This is a genomic window from Johannesbaptistia floridana, from assembly GCF_057440575.1.
In genome coordinates this window covers 1-20,400 of sequence record NZ_JALKVM010000125.1, presented here as the reverse complement: position 1 = coordinate 20,400, position 20,400 = coordinate 1, and the positions used below count along the sequence as shown (strand labels likewise).

Annotated in this window: 20 protein-coding genes; 12 read left to right on the top strand and 8 right to left on the bottom strand. The window is 37.7% G+C overall.

Annotated elements, in window-relative coordinates; translation table 11 throughout:
• Positions 1 to 591: 591 nt before the first annotated feature.
• The 4 genes from MW688_RS08995 to MW688_RS08980 form a co-directional block, all read right to left on the bottom strand.
• Positions 592 to 1,251 carry a protein-tyrosine phosphatase family protein gene (locus MW688_RS08995; protein WP_486735630.1) on the bottom strand — a complete coding sequence of 220 codons (660 nt, stop codon included), beginning with the start codon at positions 1,249 to 1,251 and terminating at the stop codon, positions 592 to 594.
• 88 nt (positions 1,252 to 1,339) lie between these two features.
• On the bottom strand, positions 1,340 to 1,951 hold the full coding sequence (locus tag MW688_RS08990; RefSeq protein WP_486735629.1) for a cytochrome c oxidase subunit 3: 612 nt from the start codon (positions 1,949 to 1,951) through the stop codon (positions 1,340 to 1,342).
• A gap of 93 nt (positions 1,952 to 2,044) precedes the next feature.
• A complete protein-coding gene (ctaD, locus tag MW688_RS08985) occupies positions 2,045 to 3,688 on the bottom strand; it encodes a cytochrome c oxidase subunit I (protein WP_486735628.1) in 1,644 nt (547 codons plus the stop codon).
• A gap of 21 nt (positions 3,689 to 3,709) precedes the next feature.
• The gene (locus MW688_RS08980) at positions 3,710 to 4,669 is read right to left on the bottom strand and encodes a cytochrome c oxidase subunit II (RefSeq protein ID WP_486735627.1); all 960 of its coding nucleotides are present in this window, start codon (positions 4,667 to 4,669) and stop codon (positions 3,710 to 3,712) included.
• Between the two features lie 373 nt (positions 4,670 to 5,042).
• Between MW688_RS08980 and MW688_RS08975 the strand changes: the two genes are divergently transcribed.
• The 3 genes from MW688_RS08975 (at position 5,043) to MW688_RS08965 (ending at position 8,318) form a co-directional block, all read left to right on the top strand.
• Positions 5,043 to 5,966 (top strand): COX15/CtaA family protein, encoded by a 924-nt coding sequence (locus MW688_RS08975; protein WP_486735626.1) that lies wholly within the window; start codon positions 5,043 to 5,045, stop codon positions 5,964 to 5,966.
• A gap of 36 nt (positions 5,967 to 6,002) precedes the next feature.
• Positions 6,003 to 6,908 carry a heme o synthase gene (locus tag MW688_RS08970; RefSeq protein ID WP_486735625.1) on the top strand — a complete coding sequence of 302 codons (906 nt, stop codon included), beginning with the start codon at positions 6,003 to 6,005 and terminating at the stop codon, positions 6,906 to 6,908.
• A gap of 1,215 nt (positions 6,909 to 8,123) precedes the next feature.
• Complete coding sequence (locus MW688_RS08965) at positions 8,124 to 8,318, top strand: DUF2949 domain-containing protein (protein WP_486735624.1); 195 nt, start codon at positions 8,124 to 8,126, stop codon at positions 8,316 to 8,318.
• A gap of 205 nt (positions 8,319 to 8,523) precedes the next feature.
• Here MW688_RS08965 and MW688_RS08960 read toward each other — a convergent pair whose 3' ends face one another.
• The gene (locus MW688_RS08960; RefSeq protein ID WP_486735631.1) at positions 8,524 to 9,720 is read right to left on the bottom strand and encodes a winged helix-turn-helix domain-containing protein; all 1,197 of its coding nucleotides are present in this window, start codon (positions 9,718 to 9,720) and stop codon (positions 8,524 to 8,526) included.
• Positions 9,721 to 9,958: 238 nt separating this feature from the next.
• On the opposite strand from MW688_RS08960, the gene MW688_RS08955 reads away from it, so the two are divergent.
• The 8 genes from MW688_RS08955 to MW688_RS08920 all read left to right on the top strand — a co-directional run bounded on the left by MW688_RS08955 (position 9,959) and on the right by MW688_RS08920 (position 16,432).
• On the top strand, positions 9,959 to 10,570 hold the full coding sequence (locus tag MW688_RS08955; RefSeq protein ID WP_486735623.1) for a MarC family protein: 612 nt from the start codon (positions 9,959 to 9,961) through the stop codon (positions 10,568 to 10,570).
• Positions 10,571 to 10,627: 57 nt separating this feature from the next.
• Positions 10,628 to 11,401, top strand: coding sequence for a 7-alpha-hydroxysteroid dehydrogenase (gene hdhA / locus MW688_RS08950; protein WP_486735622.1), 774 nt, complete (start codon positions 10,628 to 10,630; stop codon positions 11,399 to 11,401).
• Positions 11,402 to 11,437: 36 nt separating this feature from the next.
• Positions 11,438 to 12,247: an SDR family oxidoreductase gene (locus MW688_RS08945; RefSeq protein ID WP_486735621.1), complete on the top strand. Its 810-nt coding sequence runs from the start codon at positions 11,438 to 11,440 to the stop codon at positions 12,245 to 12,247.
• A gap of 221 nt (positions 12,248 to 12,468) precedes the next feature.
• A complete protein-coding gene (locus tag MW688_RS08940; protein WP_486735620.1) occupies positions 12,469 to 13,158 on the top strand; it encodes an MBL fold metallo-hydrolase in 690 nt (229 codons plus the stop codon).
• Positions 13,155 to 13,910 (top strand): sulfite exporter TauE/SafE family protein, encoded by a 756-nt coding sequence (locus tag MW688_RS08935; RefSeq protein ID WP_486735619.1) that lies wholly within the window; start codon positions 13,155 to 13,157, stop codon positions 13,908 to 13,910. Before MW688_RS08940 ends, MW688_RS08935 begins: the two co-directional genes overlap by 4 nt.
• A gap of 1,167 nt (positions 13,911 to 15,077) precedes the next feature.
• The gene (locus tag MW688_RS08930) at positions 15,078 to 15,212 is read left to right on the top strand and encodes a hypothetical protein (protein WP_486735618.1); all 135 of its coding nucleotides are present in this window, start codon (positions 15,078 to 15,080) and stop codon (positions 15,210 to 15,212) included.
• A gap of 525 nt (positions 15,213 to 15,737) precedes the next feature.
• Positions 15,738 to 16,010 (top strand): FitA-like ribbon-helix-helix domain-containing protein, encoded by a 273-nt coding sequence (locus MW688_RS08925; protein WP_486735617.1) that lies wholly within the window; start codon positions 15,738 to 15,740, stop codon positions 16,008 to 16,010.
• Complete coding sequence (locus MW688_RS08920) at positions 16,010 to 16,432, top strand: PIN domain-containing protein (protein WP_486735616.1); 423 nt, start codon at positions 16,010 to 16,012, stop codon at positions 16,430 to 16,432. Before MW688_RS08925 ends, MW688_RS08920 begins: the two co-directional genes overlap by 1 nt.
• A 588-nt stretch (positions 16,433 to 17,020) precedes the next feature.
• Here the strand turns inward: MW688_RS08920 and MW688_RS08915 are convergent.
• The 3 genes from MW688_RS08915 to MW688_RS08905 all read right to left on the bottom strand — a co-directional run bounded on the left by MW688_RS08915 (position 17,021) and on the right by MW688_RS08905 (position 19,527).
• On the bottom strand, positions 17,021 to 17,200 hold the full coding sequence (locus MW688_RS08915; RefSeq protein ID WP_486735615.1) for a hypothetical protein: 180 nt from the start codon (positions 17,198 to 17,200) through the stop codon (positions 17,021 to 17,023).
• 808 nt (positions 17,201 to 18,008) lie between these two features.
• Positions 18,009 to 18,761, bottom strand: coding sequence for a peroxide stress protein YaaA (gene yaaA, locus MW688_RS08910; RefSeq protein WP_486735614.1), 753 nt, complete (start codon positions 18,759 to 18,761; stop codon positions 18,009 to 18,011).
• Between the two features lie 40 nt (positions 18,762 to 18,801).
• Positions 18,802 to 19,527, bottom strand: a complete 726-nt coding sequence (locus MW688_RS08905) for a class I SAM-dependent methyltransferase (RefSeq protein ID WP_486735613.1) — start codon at positions 19,525 to 19,527, stop codon at positions 18,802 to 18,804.
• Between the two features lie 251 nt (positions 19,528 to 19,778).
• Between MW688_RS08905 and MW688_RS08900 the strand changes: the two genes are divergently transcribed.
• On the top strand, positions 19,779 to 20,174 hold the full coding sequence (locus MW688_RS08900; RefSeq protein WP_486735612.1) for a nuclear transport factor 2 family protein: 396 nt from the start codon (positions 19,779 to 19,781) through the stop codon (positions 20,172 to 20,174).
• Positions 20,175 to 20,400: the final 226 nt, after the last annotated feature.

Sequence of the window (20,400 nt, the reverse complement as noted above, 5' to 3'; positions counted from 1 at the left end):
AATCAATGATGATTCTGATAAACTCTGTTCCAATCTTATCGCAAAAAGGGTTCTGCTGTAAAAAATTTCTGTAGTTGCGTAGCGATGTTAAAATCTCAAAAAATGAAGACATTTGCTGTCAATAAATTATTTTAATAATAATAACTTTTACCTAGTGCGATCGCCTTACTAATCTCTTTGTATCTCAACTCATATCTTGCACTCCCAAAAAAGTACAGAAATTGGCCAACAGGCGAGAATCAATTTTTAATAGGTTAGGATCAATTCTTTTACTTCAAAACTCATTACTTCTTACTTCAAGACTCATTACTCATTACTTATTACTCATTATTCATTATTCATCCACCAGTAACATTAGGTAAAGATGCGAGGGTCTGAGTTATAGGCGATCGCCTTACTAATCTTCTTCTATCTCAACTACACCCCCAGGTTCTTCGTACCTTAGAACTTGCATCTTTACTTATAGCAAAGGAAGGGTAAGTTAGGACACAGAAGTTATCTTTTGAGGGAACAGCGGTGGGTAGCTGGTGTTAACCCACCTTTGACAGGGGAACAGGGGAATAGAGAATACCAAGCAGATACTGAATATATTCACTTATCTAAATCATAATTTTTTAAATACTGTAATTGATCTTTACTAACTTTGGCTAATGGTCTATTCTCTAAGATTAGATGATAGGCGGCGATCGCTTTTTTAGTTATTCCCAACTCTTTTAACAGAATAGATGTGTAGGTAGCACTTCTTCCGTGACCTTGGGCACAATGAATTAAAATCTTGGAAGAATAGTTAATATGTGAGGGAATTTTAATAGTTTTAGGCGCAACTCCATCTAACCAGGGTAAATAAAAGTATTTTTGAGTAGATTTAATTGGTTCAATAAATTCTGCCGTTAAGTCAATAATAAGATCATATTCTGTTTTTAACTCTGTAGATAACAATCTTCTCCCAATATAAATATTAGTTTGACTAATTCGACTAATTGATTCTTCTTTACCTAGTTTAACTAAAATATACCATGAAACATAAGTAAAAACTAACCAAGGAAAATTGAGAAACAAAATAAATTTTGAATATTGGCCAAACTTATTTTTACCGATAACAGCTTGAGGTACGTTAAACAAGTAAGCATAAAACATAATTACACAAGAAATTAATGGCCAGATTAACCAATAGTGTAAAGTCCAAAAATTATCAAAAATTAAATAAGATAAAAGAACTATTAGTAAGCCAAAAAAACCAGCGTAAATCATGATCAATATTTACAAAGTAAGAAAAAGACTCCCGCTAGTCTTTTAAATTTAACAGGAGTCGTGATGAGTGTATTTAAAATATTAACAATCAGAGTATATACACAATCAAAAAGAGAATTACCCAGACCACATCGACGAAGTGCCAGTAAATCTCTGCCGCTTCTACACCAAAATGACTTTCACTAGAATAGTGACCTTGTTTTCGTGCCCGCCATAAAACCGCCAGAATGAGTAGTAAGCCTACAGTTACATGGAGGCCGTGGAACCCTGTTAATGCGTAGAAGCTACTGGCAAAAAGATTAGTAGTTAAACCAAACTCTAAGTGAAAATACTCATACATCTGTCCTACGAGGAAGATAGCTCCCATAATTGCTGTCAAAGCAAACCAAAAGCGCAATCCAGAAACATCATTATTTTTAATGGCGCTTTGTCCCCGGTGCATGACAAAACTACTAGAAATTAGGATAATACTATTAATACCAGGGAGAAGTAGTTCTAATTCTTCGGTACCTTCGGGAGGCCAATCAGGAATAATGCTGCGATAAATTAAAAAGGCGGAAAACATCCCCAAAAAGATCATGCTTTCAGCCACTAAAAAGAGAATTACTCCAAACATACGATAATCATGATGTTCATGACTAGCGTGTGCATGGGATTCTGTAGTGATACTGTTAGATTGATTTATGGTTGAACTTTGCATTGTTTTGTCTTGAGGTAAAAATTCTTTACTATTGAATGATTAATTGAAGATAGGGAGTAGATTTACTCCCTATGTGGTTAAAATCGGATAAATTTAACCCTCAGCAGCTACTTCTGCAAGAAGTTCATCTACTGATTCATCCTCTATTTCTAAATCAATACCGTAGTCATAAGGACCTGCCCAGAGTACGGGTTCTTCGGTAAAGTTTTCAATGGCAGGAGGAGAGGAAGTTTGCCACTCCAGGGTTAAACCTTTCCAAGGATTACGTGCTGCTTTTTCACCTTTATTAAGACTCCAAATCACGTTAATGATAAAGGGGATAGTAGCTAAAGCCAGGATATAGGAACCGACAGTACTGATAACATTGAGGGGTTGAAACTCAATATCATAAAGAGCAATACGACGATTCATACCCATCAACCCGAGTTCGTGCATGGGTAAAAAGGTGATATTGAGACCGATAAAAGTCATCACAAAATGAATACGGCCAAGAGTTTCATTAACCATACGTCCAGTCATTTTCGGGAACCAGTGGTATACACCAGCGAAAAGACCGAGAACGCTTCCACCAAACAGTACATAGTGGAAGTGGGCAACGATAAAGTAAGTATCATGAACGTGAATATCAAAAGGTACTGAGGCGATCATGATTCCACTTAAGCCACCAATCACAAAAGAGGAAACAAAGCCCACACCAAATATTAGGGCACTATTGAGGCTAAGTTTACCACCCCAGAGAGTTCCACACCAACTGAAGACTTTAATACCAGTAGGTACAGCAATTAGCATAGTTGTAGCCATGAAAAACATGCGTAACCAACCAGGAGTTCCACTAGTGAACATGTGGTGTGCCCAAACGATAAGACCGAGGAAACTAATTGCCAAACTAGAGTAGGCGATCGCCCGGTAACCGAAGATTGGTTTACGAGAGTGTACTGGGAGAACTTCTGAGATGATGCCAAAAAAGGGCAAAATCATGATATATACAGCCGGGTGGGAGTAGAACCAGAACAAGTGTTGATAGACAATTGGGTCTCCTCCACCTGCCGGGTTAAAGAATGTTGTACCAATGATTAAATCAAAAGACAGTAAAACTAGGGCTGCTGCTAGTACTGGAGTTGCTAGTAATGCTAAAGCAGAAGATGCTAACATTGACCAACAAAATAGGGGCATACTATGGATATCCATATCTGGAATCCGCATTTTCAAGATAGTAGTGATGAAATTAATTGCCCCTAGAATTGAAGATGTTCCTAAGATTAAAACGCTCAAAATCCAGATTTCTTCTCCCCATACTCCTGTCATTAAACTCAGGGGGGGATAGGAAGTCCAGCCAGACTGGGGCGCTCCCACGAAAAAACTACATAAAAGCAGAATTCCTCCAGGAGGAATCATCCAAAAAGCCACGGCATTTAAGCGGGGAAAGGCCATATCTTCTGCACCCACCATCAGGGGTATCAGATAGTTAGCGAATCCTGCGGCTGCTGGCACAATCCAGAGGAAAATCATGATTGTGCCATGAAGAGTTAGTAATTGGTTATATAGTTCTGGACTAATAAAATCAGGTTCTGGGGTAGCTAATTCTGTGCGCATAACTTCGGCAAAGCTACCGCCTATGAAGAAAAAGAGAAAAGAAGTGACCAGGTATTGGATGCCAATTACTTTGTGATCGGTACTGAAGGTAAAATAATCTAGCCACTTGCGTTCTTTGGTGGCAGTATGTGTTGCTGTTGTCATAGGTTATTATTACTTACTTAACTACTGAATTGGTTTTAACTGGGCAATAACTTGTTGGTCTATGCCCATCTCCTCCTGATAGGGAGCTAAATATTCTGCTTCTGAAAGTAAAGATGTTTTAATTGCCACTGTTTCTGCTTCTGTGGAGTTTTGGGCATAAGTATTGTCTTGTACCCATTGGTTATAGTCTTCTTCCGACATGACATAAAGTACAGTTTTCATGCCGCCATGGTAAGCGCCACACAATTCTGCGCAGATAATCGGATATTCTCCTTCAAGGGTAGGAGTAAAGGTTAGAGTAGTATCTCTTCCGGGGATAGCATCTTGTTTGACACGAAATTCAGGTAACCAAAAAGCGTGAATCACATCACCCGCTTGGATATTTAAATGTACAGGATGTCCCACGGGTACGTGTAGATCTCCTCCTACTATACCTGAGTCAGCGTAGGTGAAGATCCAGGCATACTGAATACCATTCACGTCTACGAAAACTGGTGGGTTTTGGTTTTGATTAGGTGAGGCACCGATTCCCAAACTAATTTGATTCTGATTTGGTTCTAAAGCAATTAGACTACCGTTATCTTTTTGTCCTGGGGAATGATGGGAAGCCATAGATGCCATGGGGTCTAATCCGCCCATATTGTTATAGATTTCAAAACTGTAGATAGACAAGATGAAAACAATAATTGTGGGAATAGCTGTCCAGACTATTTCTAGGGGGACATTTCCATCAATCGCTGGTCCATCAGTGGTATCTCCTTTGGTTCTACGAAATCTAATTAAGGTTACCAACAAACAACCTTGTACTATTAAAAATAGACCTGTAGCGATGGTAACCATCAAATTAAACAAAGAATCTACTTCCGCTGCTTCTGCTGAGGCAGCTACGGGTAAAAGATTATGATTTTGGCCGTACCATAAACTAATTGCTGTCAAGGCGATACCAGCAATTAGAGTCAAAATATTACTAGGAATTTTCACAGTTTCACAGGATAAAAACACAACTAAAATTATACAAACATGGTCAGGACTTCAGCTTTTAGAGTCTTTCTTTTTAACATACTTGTAGGTTTATAAACTTAATATTGTCAGTTACTCTATTGGTTTTGCTGAATCTAGACCTACTTATACACGGTAGAACAATTTACACAAAAATATGTTGTTCTTAGAACTTTTTAGGCAATTTTTAACTTTTCTTTATAATTAGCTCAAAAGCTTAAATTTTACTTAAACTTCAGGGGAAATTAAACACATTAATCTAAAAAATTTCTAAAGTTGAGAAGGTACTTAAGTAAAAAGAGAGTATAAAAAAAGCTAAAGACAAAAATAATAAGGAAAAAATCATTAAAAGACAATGACAGAATCAATAATAAATGCAAAGATATCAACTAATCAAGAAAAAACAACAGCAATTAAGTGGATTAGACTGCTTCTAGCCAAAATAACCATCGCTACCCTGTTATTAATGGCCATAGGCAGTGCCACTCGGGTAATGAATGCTGGATTAGCTTGTCCAGATTGGCCTTTATGCTATGGTCAACTAGTACCAAGTGCCCAGATGAATCTCCAGGTATTCTTAGAGTGGTTTCATCGTTTAGACGCCGCTTTAATTGGGTTAAGTACCCTAGTTTTGATGGGTTTAGCTTGGTGGAATCGCCAAGAACTGCCCAACTGGTTACCCTGGGCTACAACAGGAGCATTTACTTTAATTTTGGTCCAGGGACTTTTAGGAGGCTTAACAGTTACAGAACTTCTTCGTTTTGATATTGTTACAGCTCATTTAGCTACAGCTTTATTGTTTTTCACGACTTTAGTAGTGATATTTACTCTGCTGATGCCCTATCAGGGAACTAGTGTAGGTGGTAGCCTGAGTTGGTTAAGTGGAATTGCTGGTTTATTTGTTTACGGGCAAAGTCTATTGGGAGCTTTAGTCGCTTCTCGTTGGGCGCTGCATCAGTGCTTAGCTAATTCAGATCTTTGTTTAGTAATTAATGCCCACATCTTAGGTATAGTGCCTCCTACTTTAGCAACTTTAATTTTAGCGATTAAGGCTAGTAAAACTCCTGGTTTACATCCCCTATTACGCAAATTGGGTTCTTTGGGAGCAGTTTTAGTCGTTCTACAAATAATTATCGGTGTAGCTACATTTCGTTTACATCTACAGATAGAACCTTTAACTGTAGCTCATCAAACCGTAGGCGCCACTCTTTTGGGTACTTTAGTCGCCTTTACTGTGTTAGCGATTCGCGAAAATACACAACAATCAACAGTTAGTTAATTAGTTAGTTAGTCAAAAAATATTTGGTGTAAATTAATGACCGGAATTAGTTTTTCCCCTCGTAACGAAAACTTTTTAGACGTAATCAAAAGTTATTATCTCTTAACAAAGCCTCGCATTATCCCTCTACTGTTAATTACTACCGCAGCTTCTATGTGGATGGCTGGAGATGGGGTAGTAAATTCTCTAGATGTGATGATTACTCTTCTTGGTGGCACTCTTGCTGCTGCTTCAGCTCAAACTCTTAACTGTATTTATGATCAAGATATTGATTATCAGATGCAGCGCACTCGTAAACGCCCTATTCCTTCTGGAAAAGTACAACCACGTCACGCCCTAATTTTTGCGATAGTCTTAGGCATTCTTTCTTTTGCTTTGTTTGTCATCTTCATTAATCTCCTCAGCGCCTTATTAGCTATGTCGGGTATTTGCTTCTATATGTTGATTTATACCCATATATTGAAACGCCACAGCACTCAAAATATCGTTATCGGTGGTGCTGCTGGTGCTATTCCTCCTTTAGTAGGCTGGGCTGCGGTTACTGGAGACCTAAGCTGGGCTGCCTGGGCTTTTTTCGCGATTATCTTTTTGTGGACTCCTCCTCATTTTTGGTCCCTAGCTCTCATGATTCGCTCAGACTACGCTGAAGTAGAGGTGCCCATGTTACCAGTAGTTGAGGGAACTTTGACTACGGTAAATCAAATCTGGATTTACACTTGGATTGCTGTAGCTTCTACTTTTTTACTTATCTATCCTCTAGGAGTTACTGGCGCTATTTATCTGGTTGCCGCTTCTGTCTTGGGTGTGATTTTTCTCTACAAGGCTTGGCAACTGAAACAAAATCCTGATGATTTACAACTGGCACGTTCTCTGTTTAAATATTCCATACTCTATATGATGCTATTATCTACAGCGATTGTTGTTGATAGTTGTCTCTCTTAGATGTTAAAAAGCTTCTCTCTCCTCATTATTGGGGAGAGGTTTTGATGGTCAATCATTTGTAGAGATAGGAAAACTCAGACCCTCGCATCTTTACCCAAAGTTGCTGGTTGTGTTTGAGTAATGAGTTTTGAAGTAATGAGTAATGAGTTAAAGAATTATAGCAATGAGCGTTGTAGTGTTAACAATATTTATATTTACAGATCCCCCCTTCTGATAAGGGTAGGTTTTTTACAAAGAGCTTGTAGTAAAAGTAAGACAAGGTAGACAAGGAGGGAAAGTGGACAACTCAGATCTTGCATCTTTACCCAAAGTTATTTGTGGTGGATGAATGATGAGTAATGAGTTTTGAAGTCTTGAAGTCTTGAAGTCTTGAAGTCTTGAAGTCTTGAATAGTGAGTTTTGAAGTAATGAGTAATGAGAATGAGTTTTGAAGTCTTGAAGTAAGAAGTTTTGAAGTAATGAGTAAAAGAATTGATGTTAAACCCCTAGGAGACAAAGATTATAGAGAATTAACCATAAAGAACATTTTTCCTGAAAAATTAGTACATAAGTTCTGGTGGAAGATATGAGGTATAGCAATGAGCCAATAGATGTTGACAAAAATGATGAAAAGCCCCCCTTGGTAAGGGGGGTTGGGGGGAAAAGTTAGTGATCAATGTTGTTAACACTACTGCGGTCACTGCTATAAATGTACTAGTTTTATTCAAAATTCAGTTTAAAGTTAAGTAATGTTACAAATAAACTTTTTAAAAATAAAAATAAGCTACGATAATATTCTTATATAAAAAAAATACTTTAAGCACAGTCAATCTCTAACTCATCAAAAAATCAAAAGTTCAGTATAAAAAAACTAAAAATAATATCTGGGAAGAGTTAGCTGTATCCTTTCAAGGGGTGAAATTTAAGCAAGAGACAGGGAATTTATTTTTTTGTATCTATTTTCTCCCTTTGAGACTCAATACACTTTTTTACAATCTATATTGAGGTATAGAAGGAGAACAGAAAAATTTAAATTTAGGAACTGCTTAAAGTAACAAGATTGCATAACCGATTAAGTTAAGTTTTCTCCTCTCATCTTATTGGGAAAATATAATTTGTATCCCAGGACTCTTTTTTTAAAATTAGTCTTGAATCCATCTAAATTATTAGAAAAATAATCATCGGTTTCAATCTACTAAAAAGTATTTAGTACACCAATTTATGAAAAGGTTACAAATGTCAAAATTTAATTATGCACGGTTTCTAAATTTTTTAACTGAAGAACTCTGTATCTCCAGTGATTCTATTTCTATGGCAGAACGTTCAGTTAATCAAGACTCAGAACTACTACCAATCGCCATGTTGAAATATGGCTTTATTTCTATCAAACAATTAGACCAGATTTATGAATGGTTGGATAGTTGTAGCTAAACGATTCTAGCACACTGGTTATGGAAAAATGATAGTTTGGTTTGATGAGAAGACCGGAACAGATTTTAATTTTCGCTCCTTTTTGATAAGAATAATAATCATGGGCTTGAGGGGAAGCTCGAACCTGTTTGAGCTTTGATCCTTACTTTCTAGAAAAATTATGCCATCAAAAAGTGAAAATTTGGTGCAGTACTTTGGGGTATTATTAAGTTAACCAACCCAAGTGAAGCTCTAAGGTTGTTCCCATGAGCTTAATTACTTGATTGTCGGTGTTGTAAAGGGGACCACCCCGAGCATTGATATAACGAACTTCTCCGTTATCAGCACGAATAATGCGTAAGTTGACGTCAAAATTTTCTAATCGGAGTGCCGCAGCACGAATTTTCTCCTCATGAATCTGGCGATCGTCGGGATGAATCATAGAAAATATTTCTTCTGGGCTAGGAGGGTGCCGAGTCGGATCCAAACCATGAATGAGAAAGAGTTCCTCCGTCCAATAGATTTCTTTCGTTTGGATATCTAAATACCAACAGCCAACTTGGGCGATTCGCTGAGCATTGCGTAACATAGTTTCAGAGCGTCGCAGTTGGGTCTCAACTTCTCGGCGCTGCTCAATTTCTTGTTGTAGGCGTGCATTGGCGGTCATTAATTCCTGCCAGATATGAGCCGTAATTATGTCCATTTTCTGGTTGAGAATTGGCGATGGCAACGGGGAAGATTGTGAGGCGATTTCGTAGCTAGGATTTAGGCAATACCCTTGACGATAATGGGTTTGAATCATATCTGGCAGACCAACTTGTTCTAGTTTCCGACGTAAACTACGAATGTGACTTTTGATCGTCCCATCAGTGGGAAGTTGTTCATCCAAAGTCCACAGACGATCGCCAATTTGATCACGAGGAAACATTCGCCGGGGGTGACTTAAAAATAATTCTAGTAGCTGATACTCCTTACGATTTAGTTTTAAGGGTTGACCGTGGCAAGTAACTGAGTGGGCAGTTTGGTTAAGAGACAAGGGACCCCAACTGAGCACAGAAGTGGCACGACACACAACTCGTCTAGCTAGTGTGTGAATATGGGCTAAGAGTTCAGACTCTTGAAAAGGTTTAGTTAGATAAGCGTCTGCTCCACTATTTAAACCCTCAATACAAAGCTGCCCCTGAGACTTTTCGATAAGTAGTAATATCAGTAATGGGTTACCCACCTTTCGTAAACGATGACACAATTTTAAAGCATCCTGGCATACAGTCTCTAGCACCGCTAAATCATAAACAAAGGCTTGCAGTAAAGTCCAGGCTTCTTCTTCATCAGTAGCCAAATCCACAATGAATCCATGACTTAATAAGGTCTGATACAGTTGCCTCTGTAAGGATTGATTGGGGGAAACTAGGAGAATTTTCATCAACGGAAGGTTAAAGATTTGCTAACAGAATTTTATGTCCGATTATTACACAGATTTTTAACCTTTTTTTGTCATACTGACACCAGATTTGTTGGTACATCCAGATTCAGAAAAATACTCCATGGTTTTTATCTAAAATTAAACTAATGACATTATGAGTACCATCAGTCTAAAACCTTAATCCAATCCCAGCAACAAAAATTTTGATGGCTTACACTTTTAGTTTGAGAAAAAAATTATGGAACATGAATCCATTATTTTCACGATGTTTTTTTTGGCCTTAGGACCGATTAAGATTATTCCGGCTTTTGAGAGATTAACTCAACAAGCAGAGCTTAAGTTAAAACGAGAAATCGCCCTTAAATCTGCCCTGTTAGCCACTGGTATCGTCTTGATTTTAAACTTAGTTGGGCTGGGGATATTAAGTAAATATGGGATTAGCCAAAATGCGGTACAAATGGGAGGCGGTGTTATCTTACTGTTATCGGCTTTAAAGATGATTTTTCCCTCAGCACAACCAGCTCATCCTCAACAGACAAAACCCAGCACTAACCAATTAATTATTAATATAGCCACACCAATTATTATTCCCCCCTTTGGGACTGCTATTATTCTGCTTTTTACAATGGTTGCTCCTCAAGTGGCTGGCATGGATTTTTTAATTATTAAATCTTTAATTACGATTATGGTCTTAAATTTTTTAGCCATGTTTTTTGCTGATAAAATTATGAAATTACCCGGATTTATGCAAATTTTACAAATTTTAGGCTCAGTTTTAACTTTTATACAGGTAGCCTTAGCTTTTGAACTTATTTTAGATTCATTAACCAGATTAGGATTGTTTAAATAAGAAAGGTTTTACCTAGTACATAAACTTCAAGTATACTTATAGGTGGAGAGAAAAATTATGGATTTGACTGTATTAGATGCCTTTAAGCTAGAAAATCAGGTGGCGATTGTGACTGGAGCTGGGGCAGGTATTGGACGAGGTATTGCTGAATTATTTGCCAAGGCTGGAGCCTCGGTTGTGGTCAGCGACTTGAAGGAAGAAACCGCTCAAACCGTTGCGGAGGGGATTAATGCCCAAGGGGGAAAAGCAATCGCAGTTCCTTGTGATGTTACTAATGATCAAGCTTTACAAAACCTCGTTAACACTGCCCTAAAAGCTTTTGGCAAAATTACGATTTTAATCAATAATGCCGGGGGAGGTGGACCTAAGCCCTTTGACATGTCCATGGATACCTTTATTTGGGCTTACAACCTCAACGTGTTTTCAGTGTTTCACCTCTGCCAACTGTGTGTTCCCCATATCGAAGCCGCTGGAGGAGGATCTATTTTGAACATCTCCTCCATGTCGGCGGAAAATAAGAATAAAAAAATGGCTGCCTACGCTTCCTCAAAAGCGGCAACAAGCCACCTAACCCGTAATATTGCCTTTGATTTGGGCCCTAAAGGGATTCGGGTGAATGCGATCGCACCTGGAGCGATTAAAACTGACGCCCTAGCTACGGTACTGACTCCAGACATCGAAAAAACTATGTTAAAGCATACCCCTCTATCTCGCCTTGGTCAACCCAATGACATTGCCTATGCCGCTTTGTACCTTTGTTCCCCTGCCGCCAGTTGGGTAAGTGGACAGGTACTAACTGTCAGCGGTGGTGGTGTTCAAGAACTCGATTAAACCTAGTCAATTAATTGCAATCAGAAGAGAAGAACTATGAGCAACTTTGATGCCTTTGCAGACTTTCGTATGGATGGCTATGTGGCCATCGTCACTGGTGGTGCCCAAAACATTGGTGAAGCCTTCGCCAGAACCTTGTCTGGTGCTGGGGCTAAGGTCATGATTGCCGACCTGCAAGGAGAGAAAGCCCAAGCCACAGCGGCCAAAATCCAGGAAGAAACTGGTAATGAGGTGATTGGCATTGGCTGTAATGTCACCGTCGAAGCAGATATTCACAAATGCGTGGCTAAGACCGTTGAAACCTTTGGCGGCCTTACCACCCTAGTTAATAACGTCGGCTGGGGACGAGCCTATGACGACCCTCTGGCTATTTCCGAGGAAGATATGATCGAGAGCTACAAGCTCAACACCCTGGCAGCTATGAAGATGACTGCCGCCTGTCGTCCCCATTTGCTAAAAGCCAAGGAAGAAGGTAAGAGCCCATCCATTACCAACTCTGGTTCCCTGGTGGGGACTTTGCCAGCCTTTGACTTTATGGCTTACTCCTCTGCCAAGGCAGCCATGAACCACATGATGTTGGGCTTAGCTCACTACTTCGCCAAGCAGATCCGCATCAACACCATTCTCATTGGCACCGTCATTACTCCCGGCTATGCCGACGCTGGTTTGGATGAGCAAGCCATCTATTCCCTAGCCCACCCCGACAACCTCACCGGACGCGCTGGTACACCTCAGGACATTGCCAACGCTTTGCTCTGGCTGGCCTCCCCGGCCGGATCTTGGATCAGTGGTCAAAGTATCCAGGTGTCTGGCGGTGGCAAGCGTGTGAAACTTAAGCCCGACTAAATTTTTTACTAGTGCGAGATCTGAGTGTAGGGTGCGTATTAGCCGAAAATTTCTTTTGGAACATCACTAGAAGATAACTGATTGCCGTAACGCACCAAAGAATGTGCGCTCACGAGCTACCGCCCTTACTTATTTATTGATTTAATTCTGAGGTAAGTTGCTCTAATTAACGTATGATTATGTGGTAAAGTATAAATATCCAAATATAGGCAACTAATATAATGTTATTTAGGCAATTATTCGACTTAGAATCTTTTACCTACACTTATTTAATCGCTGATACCTCTTTACAACAAGCAGTATTAGTAGATCCGGTAATTGAACAAGTAGACAGGGATCTAAAACTAATTACAGAATTAGGTCTAAAACTAGTTTACTGTTTAGAAACTCACGTTCATGCAGACCATATTACAGGTACGGGCAAATTACGTCAAATGACCGGATGTAAAGGAATAGTACCTACTAATGCCCAGGTAGATTGTGCTGATAGAGAAATTGCAGACGGAGAAGAAATATCTTTAGGAGAAGTTACCATCAAGGGGATCGCCACTCCAGGACATACTGACAGTCATACAGCTTACTTAGTTAATCATCAATTAGTATTAACGGGAGATGCCCTCTTTATTCGTGGTTGTGGCCGCACAGACTTCCAAAGTGGAAACCCGGGAGTATTATATGACTCTATAACTAAAAAACTATTTACTTTACCAGAGACAACCCTAGTATACCCAGGTCACGATTATCGCGGGCAAACAGTATCTACCATTGGAGAAGAAAAAGAATTTAACCCACGCATCGCCAATAAAACCAAAGAAAGTTTTATGGAACTGATGAATAGTTTAAACTTACCTAATCCACAAAAAATAATGGAAGCATTACCCGCCAATCAAGCCTGTGGAGAAAGAAAATGATGATGATACTGGGCTATATACTAGCCTTGGCAGTAGGTATTAGTCTGGGTTTGATTGGGGGAGGAGGTTCAATTCTTACCGTACCTACTCTAAAATATGTGATGGGAGTAGAGACAAAAACGGCGATCGCCATGAGTTTACTAGTGGTAGGAGTAGTAAGTATAATTGGTGTGATTCCCCACTGGCGTCAAGGGAATGTGAACTGGAAAATTGCTATAGTCTTCACTCCCGCCGCGATGATGGGTTCATACTTAGGGGCGTTACTGACTAAATTACCCTTTGTCACTGACACTCTACAAATTATAGCTTTTGGGATAGTCATGTTAGTAGCGAGTACATTTATGATTATACCCAGGAAATCTCCTCATTCAGATTTATCAAAAAAATCTCATCAAGGCAAAATTTGGTTAATTCCACTAGAAGGGCTAATTGTGGGAATTATTACCGCCTTTGTGGGAGCAGGAGGTGGTTTTGCGATTATTCCCGCTTTAGTTTTACTAGGAGGAATTTCTATGAAAGAGGCGATTGGCACTTCTTTACTGATTATTTTCTTTAAATCTATGAGTGGATTTCTCGGTTATTATAACCAAGTAGTCTTAGATTGGGGACTAACAGTAACTTTTATCCTTGCCTCTAGTATTGGCATTGTTACGGGAGCATATTTAAGCAGATATATTGAGGGGAAAAAGCTACAAAAAGGATTTGGTTTCTTTGTCCTAGCCGTAGCATTTTTTGTTCTAGTAAAAAGATAAAAGTTACGGAAGGCTGTTGCAAAAACTGTCAGTGGCTGTGTAATATTAAATTCTAGTCAATCTAACTCTGTTATGTGTTGGGTTGCTTATCTTTTAAGGAAACATTCTGTAGGTTGGGTTGAGGCCACGAAACCCAACAATCTAAGTCTGTTATGTGTTGGATTGCTTATCTTTTAAGGGAACATTCTGTAGTTGGGTTGAGGCCACGAAACCCAACAATCTAACTGTTATGTGTTGGATTGCTTATCTTTTAAGGGAACATTCTGTAGGTTGAGTTGAGGCCACGAAACCCAACAATCTAAGTCTGTTATGTGTTGGGTTGCTTATCTTTTAAGGAAACATTCTGTAGGTTGGGTTGAGGCCACGAAACCCAACAATCTAAGTCTGTTATGTGTTGGATTGCTTATCTTTTAAGGGAACATTCTGTAGGTTGAGTTGAGGCCACGAAACCCAACAATCTAAGTCTGTTATGTGTTGGATTGCTTATCTTTTAAGGGAACATTCTGTAGGTTGGGTTGAGGCCACGAAACTAACTCTGTTATGTGTTGGATTGCTATAAGTCTTTCACCTTTGTTGATTATTTTTCACAATCTCAAAACATTTAATTAATAGCTCAATTAAATAACTTGATTATCAATATATTTATCAAAAAAATCTCTACTTATATTAGTAAATAAAACTTCTTAAATCGAAATGTAAAAATAGATTATTAAGTAACAAATATAGTTTATTTATTGAGAAAATAAACTATATTTATTATAATTATTATTAAGATTTAAAAAATCAAGATAAAATAACCAATTTATTTTTAGACTATGAAGGGAGAACTACTCAAAAGATTATTTAGAGCGATCGCCAGTTGAGATCAAGAGGCGATTGACCAATTAACATGGGTAGTCATTGAAGATGAAAGAAAAAAAGGATACAGGGTCTTAGCGCAACAATTAGAGAATATTCAAAAAAAAGCAGAAAAAAGATTCATCAATATCTGAGAAGAAATTTACTGTCACAAAACCTAAAAATTTACAATCTCTTAGTGAGTTACTACAAGTCAGCGTTATGGTAAGCCTTTGGTGACGGTTATACCTAGAGAAAAATTAAGAATGATATTATTCAGCGATTGAAGAAAATAAGCAGATTTGGAATTGATTATTTAATGGAGTTTTAATGGCAGATACTTTTCAAAATTTACCTCATGTAGAAATTAATTTAACGACAAAAGGAACATATAGTAGTTCGGGTGGTCCTAACCGCCTTGGCGGTTGCTATAAAAGAAGATTTGGAATTCATCAATTAGGTTAAATAAAGCAGTCACGTTCTCATATTCTACCATATTACTGATTGACTGATATTTTTGGCAACAGAACCACAAAACCCGTTTAATGCTCAAACGATTAACAAAGGGAAATCAAGCGATTAAGAAGAGATCCGCTACGCGGTGCGCTCCTCCTTAAGAAAACTTTACAAACAGCCCCTAAGTCTTGCCAAATCTAAAAAACTCTCACAGTCTCATATCTTCCACCAGAACTTATGTACTAATTTTTAAGGAAAAATGTCCTTTATGGTTAATTCTCTATAATCTTTGTCTCCAAGGGGTTTAACATAAATTCTTTTACTCATTACTCATTACTCATTACTCATTACTCAACCACCACAAGTAACTTTTGATAAAGATGCAAGATCTGAGACAGTGAGAGTTAGCCAAGCCTTAAAAGGCGTGGCAATAAAGCGAAAAAGAATTTAATATAAAAAAGTTGAGAGAAATATATCAAACAGTGTTTGTTCACGATTAACTATCAAATTGCTTATCTATTCGAGGCGATTAAGATGCCAGCATCCAATATGAATAATATCACCATTAACAACCTAGATGAACCCCTCAGACAACAATTAGAACAAAGAGCGCAAGCTCATGGTCACACCCTAGAAGAAGAGATAAAATTGATTTTACAGACCACTTTAACCAAAGAAGAACCTACCCCACCTCAAAACTTAACAGCAGCTATTGAACAACGCTTTGCTCACTTAGACGAATTTTCTCTCCCCGTCATTAAACGAGAACCCATCCGAAGTATCCCCGAATTTGAAACTGATAAATAATGACATTTGTTCTTGATACCAATGTTATTTCAGAATTAATGAATCCCAAAGGTTCAAAACAGGTCAAAAACTGGGTAGCAGAACAACCAAGAGAAAAGCTATTCACCACAACTATTAGTCAAGCTGAAGTACTTTATGGAATCGCTATTTTACCTCAAGGAAAACGACAGCGATACCTCCAAGAAGCTGCCCAATTTATGTTTCAAGAAGACTTTGCAAACCATATTCTCTCCTTTGACTCTATCGCTGCTCAACTATTTGCTCAAATAGCAGCTTCCCGTAAACAAATTGGTCAACCAATTTCTCAAGGAGATGCTCAAATAGCAGCTATCTGTTTAGCTCACAAAAGCACAATTGTAACTCGCAACGTTAATGACTTTATAAACTGTCAAATTACAATTGTTAATCCTTGGGATAGTTAATAAAATTAACGGTTTTGTTGCTCTCGAATTATTAGACAAGGTTTGATTTCTATTCAGCAAACCCTAATTACTGCTTAATAACTTGTACTTTTCTTGGAAATCGTTTTTGTCCTGAGACAATTTCATACAGGTAATTACTTTTTGTATTTGGAGTTTTAGTTGTTCTATTCCAGTATCTTTCAGGTGCTGGTGGTGTCTCCGACTGCGATTCCCGTTTTTGTTTTTGGGATTTACTCTCTCAAGTTCTTTTCTTACCTCTGGGCTTATTTCATCGCTTATGTGTTCAGTTCGCGAATTGGGGACGAGGGGCGATCGCTAGATTTTGAATCAATTAGCGATATAATGATCTAGGATGGAGGCTATTGCCACTAGAACTATAAACAATCAAAGAAAGCATTTGAAGTTGAGCAAATAGGTTTGTAGTAGGGCTTTAGCCCGATAAACTTTTTGGACCTTTAGTCCAACTACGAACCGGGCTTATGTGTTCAGTTCGCGAATTGGGGACGAGGGGCGATCGCTAGATTTTGAGTCAATTAGCGATATAATGATCTAGAGTAAAGGCGATCGCCACAGTGTTAGATAGGATGATTAGGCATTAATCACGAAATCTTGAGCGGTGAGGTTGTGAAGATTATTGAAGGAAGCAAATTCACCACCTTGACCATAACCACCATTAGTACCGTTTTGGTTGTAGATTAGGCTATTGCTGCTAGAACTGTATACAATCAAAGCATCACTAACAGCAGCTTGATTGTCATTATTAACCACAGCAAATTCTTCCTCAATGCTAAAGCCTTGACCGACGACACTATCTATTTCTCTAAAGGTAGTTAAGTCTAAAACTATTTTGTCACGACCTTGTTCAAAGTCTTCAATTTGATTTTGTCCAATATCTCTAGAATTGAAAGATTTATTGGTGTCAAAACCGAAGAAGTCTTGACTATTGCCACCAATTAAGTTTTAAGTGTTGAGCATTAATTCTTTAACTCATTACTTATTACTCATTACTTCAAAACTTAACCACCACAAGTAACTTTGGGTAAAGATGCAAGATCTGAGTTTAAGTCTCCTGAGGTATGAAGGTTAACGGATTTAGTAAATAAGGAATAGCGGTTGTCGAGGTCAAAGTACCAGAAATAACTCTTGAAAAGGTTAAAGAAGCTTTATCTGTGGTTATCAATGCTGATGATTATCAAATATTTAGTCTTTGGGAAACCAGCATCGAAGACCCCCATCAATAAGTAATAAGTAAGGAAAAAACTTGACTTATTACTTATTTTGAATCCCTACACATTTAACCCTAATTACATGGTACTTAAATTATGGAACTTGACAAAAACCTCTGCAAATAATATGCGTGAGCCCGTCTTGAACCTCAATCTCCACAAGCTTTTTAGCCACCCTGTCACCCCGTCAGGTGTAAGAGCCTTAATCCTGTCCGAAAGTGGTTATGATTGCAGTCCCAGTGCCCGATAATTGCAGTCCGCCACATTTAATTTCCGCAGATTTTTTCCACTCAAAGATAAAGAGATTGCTTTTTACTATGGAGGAAAATAACCAAAACAGAGGGGATAAATTATTTAATAAAAATTATCTCTTTTTCATTAGATAAATTCTCATCATAATGATATCCTAAACCAGAGTATTTTTTGAGTTCTGATGGTTCATTAATTTGATTTTGTATAATCCAATTGGTCATTAGTCCTCTACTTTTCTTTGCCATAATACCAATGGTTTTAAGTTTCCCATTTCTCATTTCTTTAAAAGAGACTTTTAATATAGGATACTTAAATTGTTTTGAGTCAATGATACGAGAATATTCATCAGAAGCCAAATTAAGTAAAACTTTAGTTTGATGTTTTTCTAAGTCATTATTTAATTGCTTAGTAACTTTTTCCGTCCAAAACTGATAAAGATTATCTACTTTTTCTGTTTTTAGACGGGTACTCATTTCTAGTCGATAAGGACTAATTTCATCAAGAGGACGTAAAATACCATATAAGCCTGATATAATTCTTAAATGGTCTTGAGTAAATAAATAATCATTATCTTTGAACTTTTCTAACTCTAATTGTTTGAATACGTCACCTCGATAAGCTAGAAGAGAAGCCTGTTTATCAGAGATATCAAATGATTGGAATCTTTGATAATTTAAGTTAGCTAATGATTCACTAATCCCTAGTAATTGTTCTAATTGTTCAGAAGAGAATGTTTGAAGCGAGTTGACTAATATATCAGCATCTTCTTTAAAAATAGGTTGTGTACTTTTAGGAGTAGTAAAAGCATCATCAAATACTAAGGTTTTAGCTGAAGATAAAATTAAAAGCATAGGAAATTTTGATAAGTAATAATGGGTTAAACGCCTAAGCTTAAACCCAACCGCCAAAAACAGCTAACCCAAAAAATCGCCAAGGATTCGTAACTATCTTAAATCCTGCTGAAGATAACATTTTTAAATGAGTTTCTAAGGTAGCTAATCGATCTTGCCCTGAATGACCTTGAGGTTGACTATTACCTATATTTGAACGAACCTTAGTTATAGTTGAACCTTGATTAATTGTCCACTGCTCTCTTAATTTTAAGTAGATTTCCTGTAAGTGTGGTGATTCTTGTAAAATGGGGTCTGCATTCCAAAAACATCCACCTTCTACTAAATTATTACCAACACAAGTTAATAACTGATGCTTCATTTCATCAGTGAGATGATGAATGGCTAAAGAAGAAACACAAGCGTCAAAATTAGTCCCTATTTCATCTTTCATTTCCCCCTTTGCCCATGCACCAAAATCTGCTTGAATAAAAGTGATACGATCATCAAGTTTAGCTTGTTGTAGTTTAACGATCGCTCGTTCAATCATTCTGGGAGAATAATCAACCGCCACCACTTTTGCATCAGGACAATGTTTGAGTAATTTAAGACTCAGTTCTCCCGTCCCACAACCTAAGTCTAAGAGACGACAAGCATTTTTGGGAACACAAGCAACCAGGGTGTCAAGCATTAGATCATAATGAGGTATTAATTGACGAATGCCGGTATCAAATACTTGAGTATCAGTAAAAACTTCCCCTGGATAAATTGTCGTTGATTGACTCATATTTAATCTTTTGATATATCTTCTTTATTGTACATCAGGAAATTTACTTATTAACAATCATTCGTCATTTGTTATAATTAAAGCAGAATTAGGACTCACCACAAACGAAACGATCCTTAATCTTCTCAATTGGTTCGGTTATATACTGAACATAATTATCCCTCCTTACCATTATAAGCTAAATTTCTTTTGAATACGAAACGAGTTATGATATAGTTCATAAGTTGAAATAATAATTAAAGATTAATGATATGACTACTGATGAAAAAACACAACTAATTGCCATTAATGACGCTTTTTATCGTTCCTTTGAGAAACGAGATCTCAAAACAATGAGTCAATTATGGTGGCAAGGTTCTACTTGTACCTGTATCCATCCTGGGGGTAATGTTCTTAAAGGATGGGACATAATTCGATCCTCTTGGGATACTATCTTTAAAAACACTGATTACTTAGAAATTGACACAGAAATTATTAATGTTGATCTTGGTCAAGAACTTGCTAATATTGTCCTCATTGAAAAAGTAACACAGATTAATCAAGGAAGAAGATTAGAAGCACAATCAATGGCCACTAATAGTTTTAGAAAGATGGCACAGAAATGGTATTTAGTTCATCATCATGGTAGTCCGATTATGCGAAGATAAAATGATGATTGATTTCCCTTCTCAATCAGGAACCTATTGTTTAGTTTTCTCCTGTTCTACTTCATCACCGGTTCTGTTGCCAAAAATATCAGTCGCGTTAGAATTTAAGTGTGCAAGGCTGAATTTGGTCTTCAACAAGTTGTGCTGAAACTACTTTTAGCAACCTACAGGCTAAATTAACCTCAGAAAAAGTTCATTTCTCTTTAGTCTAAGAAAAGTAGCAAAG

Bases quoted from the DNA above. Each gene is read 5' to 3' on its own strand.
- MW688_RS08960 (WP_486735631.1), bottom strand. From the start codon at position 9,720: ATGAAAATTCTCCTAGTTTCCCCCAATCAATCCTTACAGAGGCAACTG.
- MW688_RS08940 (WP_486735620.1), top strand. From the start codon at position 12,469: ATGTTATTTAGGCAATTATTCGACTTAGAATCTTTTACCTACACTTAT.
- MW688_RS08945 (WP_486735621.1), top strand. From the start codon at position 11,438: ATGAGCAACTTTGATGCCTTTGCAGACTTTCGTATGGATGGCTATGTG.
- MW688_RS08935 (WP_486735619.1), top strand. From the start codon at position 13,155: ATGATGATGATACTGGGCTATATACTAGCCTTGGCAGTAGGTATTAGT.
- MW688_RS08970 (WP_486735625.1), top strand. From the start codon at position 6,003: ATGACCGGAATTAGTTTTTCCCCTCGTAACGAAAACTTTTTAGACGTA.
- yaaA (WP_486735614.1), bottom strand. From the start codon at position 18,761: ATGCTTTTAATTTTATCTTCAGCTAAAACCTTAGTATTTGATGATGCT.
- MW688_RS08930 (WP_486735618.1), top strand. From the start codon at position 15,078: ATGGCAGATACTTTTCAAAATTTACCTCATGTAGAAATTAATTTAACG.
- MW688_RS08920 (WP_486735616.1), top strand. From the start codon at position 16,010: ATGACATTTGTTCTTGATACCAATGTTATTTCAGAATTAATGAATCCC.
- MW688_RS08975 (WP_486735626.1), top strand. From the start codon at position 5,043: ATGACAGAATCAATAATAAATGCAAAGATATCAACTAATCAAGAAAAA.
- MW688_RS08905 (WP_486735613.1), bottom strand. From the start codon at position 19,527: ATGAGTCAATCAACGACAATTTATCCAGGGGAAGTTTTTACTGATACT.
- MW688_RS08955 (WP_486735623.1), top strand. From the start codon at position 9,959: ATGGAACATGAATCCATTATTTTCACGATGTTTTTTTTGGCCTTAGGA.
- MW688_RS08965 (WP_486735624.1), top strand. From the start codon at position 8,124: ATGTCAAAATTTAATTATGCACGGTTTCTAAATTTTTTAACTGAAGAA.
- MW688_RS08990 (WP_486735629.1), bottom strand. From the start codon at position 1,951: ATGCAAAGTTCAACCATAAATCAATCTAACAGTATCACTACAGAATCC.
- hdhA (WP_486735622.1), top strand. From the start codon at position 10,628: ATGGATTTGACTGTATTAGATGCCTTTAAGCTAGAAAATCAGGTGGCG.
- MW688_RS08925 (WP_486735617.1), top strand. From the start codon at position 15,738: ATGCCAGCATCCAATATGAATAATATCACCATTAACAACCTAGATGAA.
- MW688_RS08995 (WP_486735630.1), bottom strand. From the start codon at position 1,251: ATGATTTACGCTGGTTTTTTTGGCTTACTAATAGTTCTTTTATCTTAT.
- ctaD (WP_486735628.1), bottom strand. From the start codon at position 3,688: ATGACAACAGCAACACATACTGCCACCAAAGAACGCAAGTGGCTAGAT.
- MW688_RS08900 (WP_486735612.1), top strand. From the start codon at position 19,779: ATGACTACTGATGAAAAAACACAACTAATTGCCATTAATGACGCTTTT.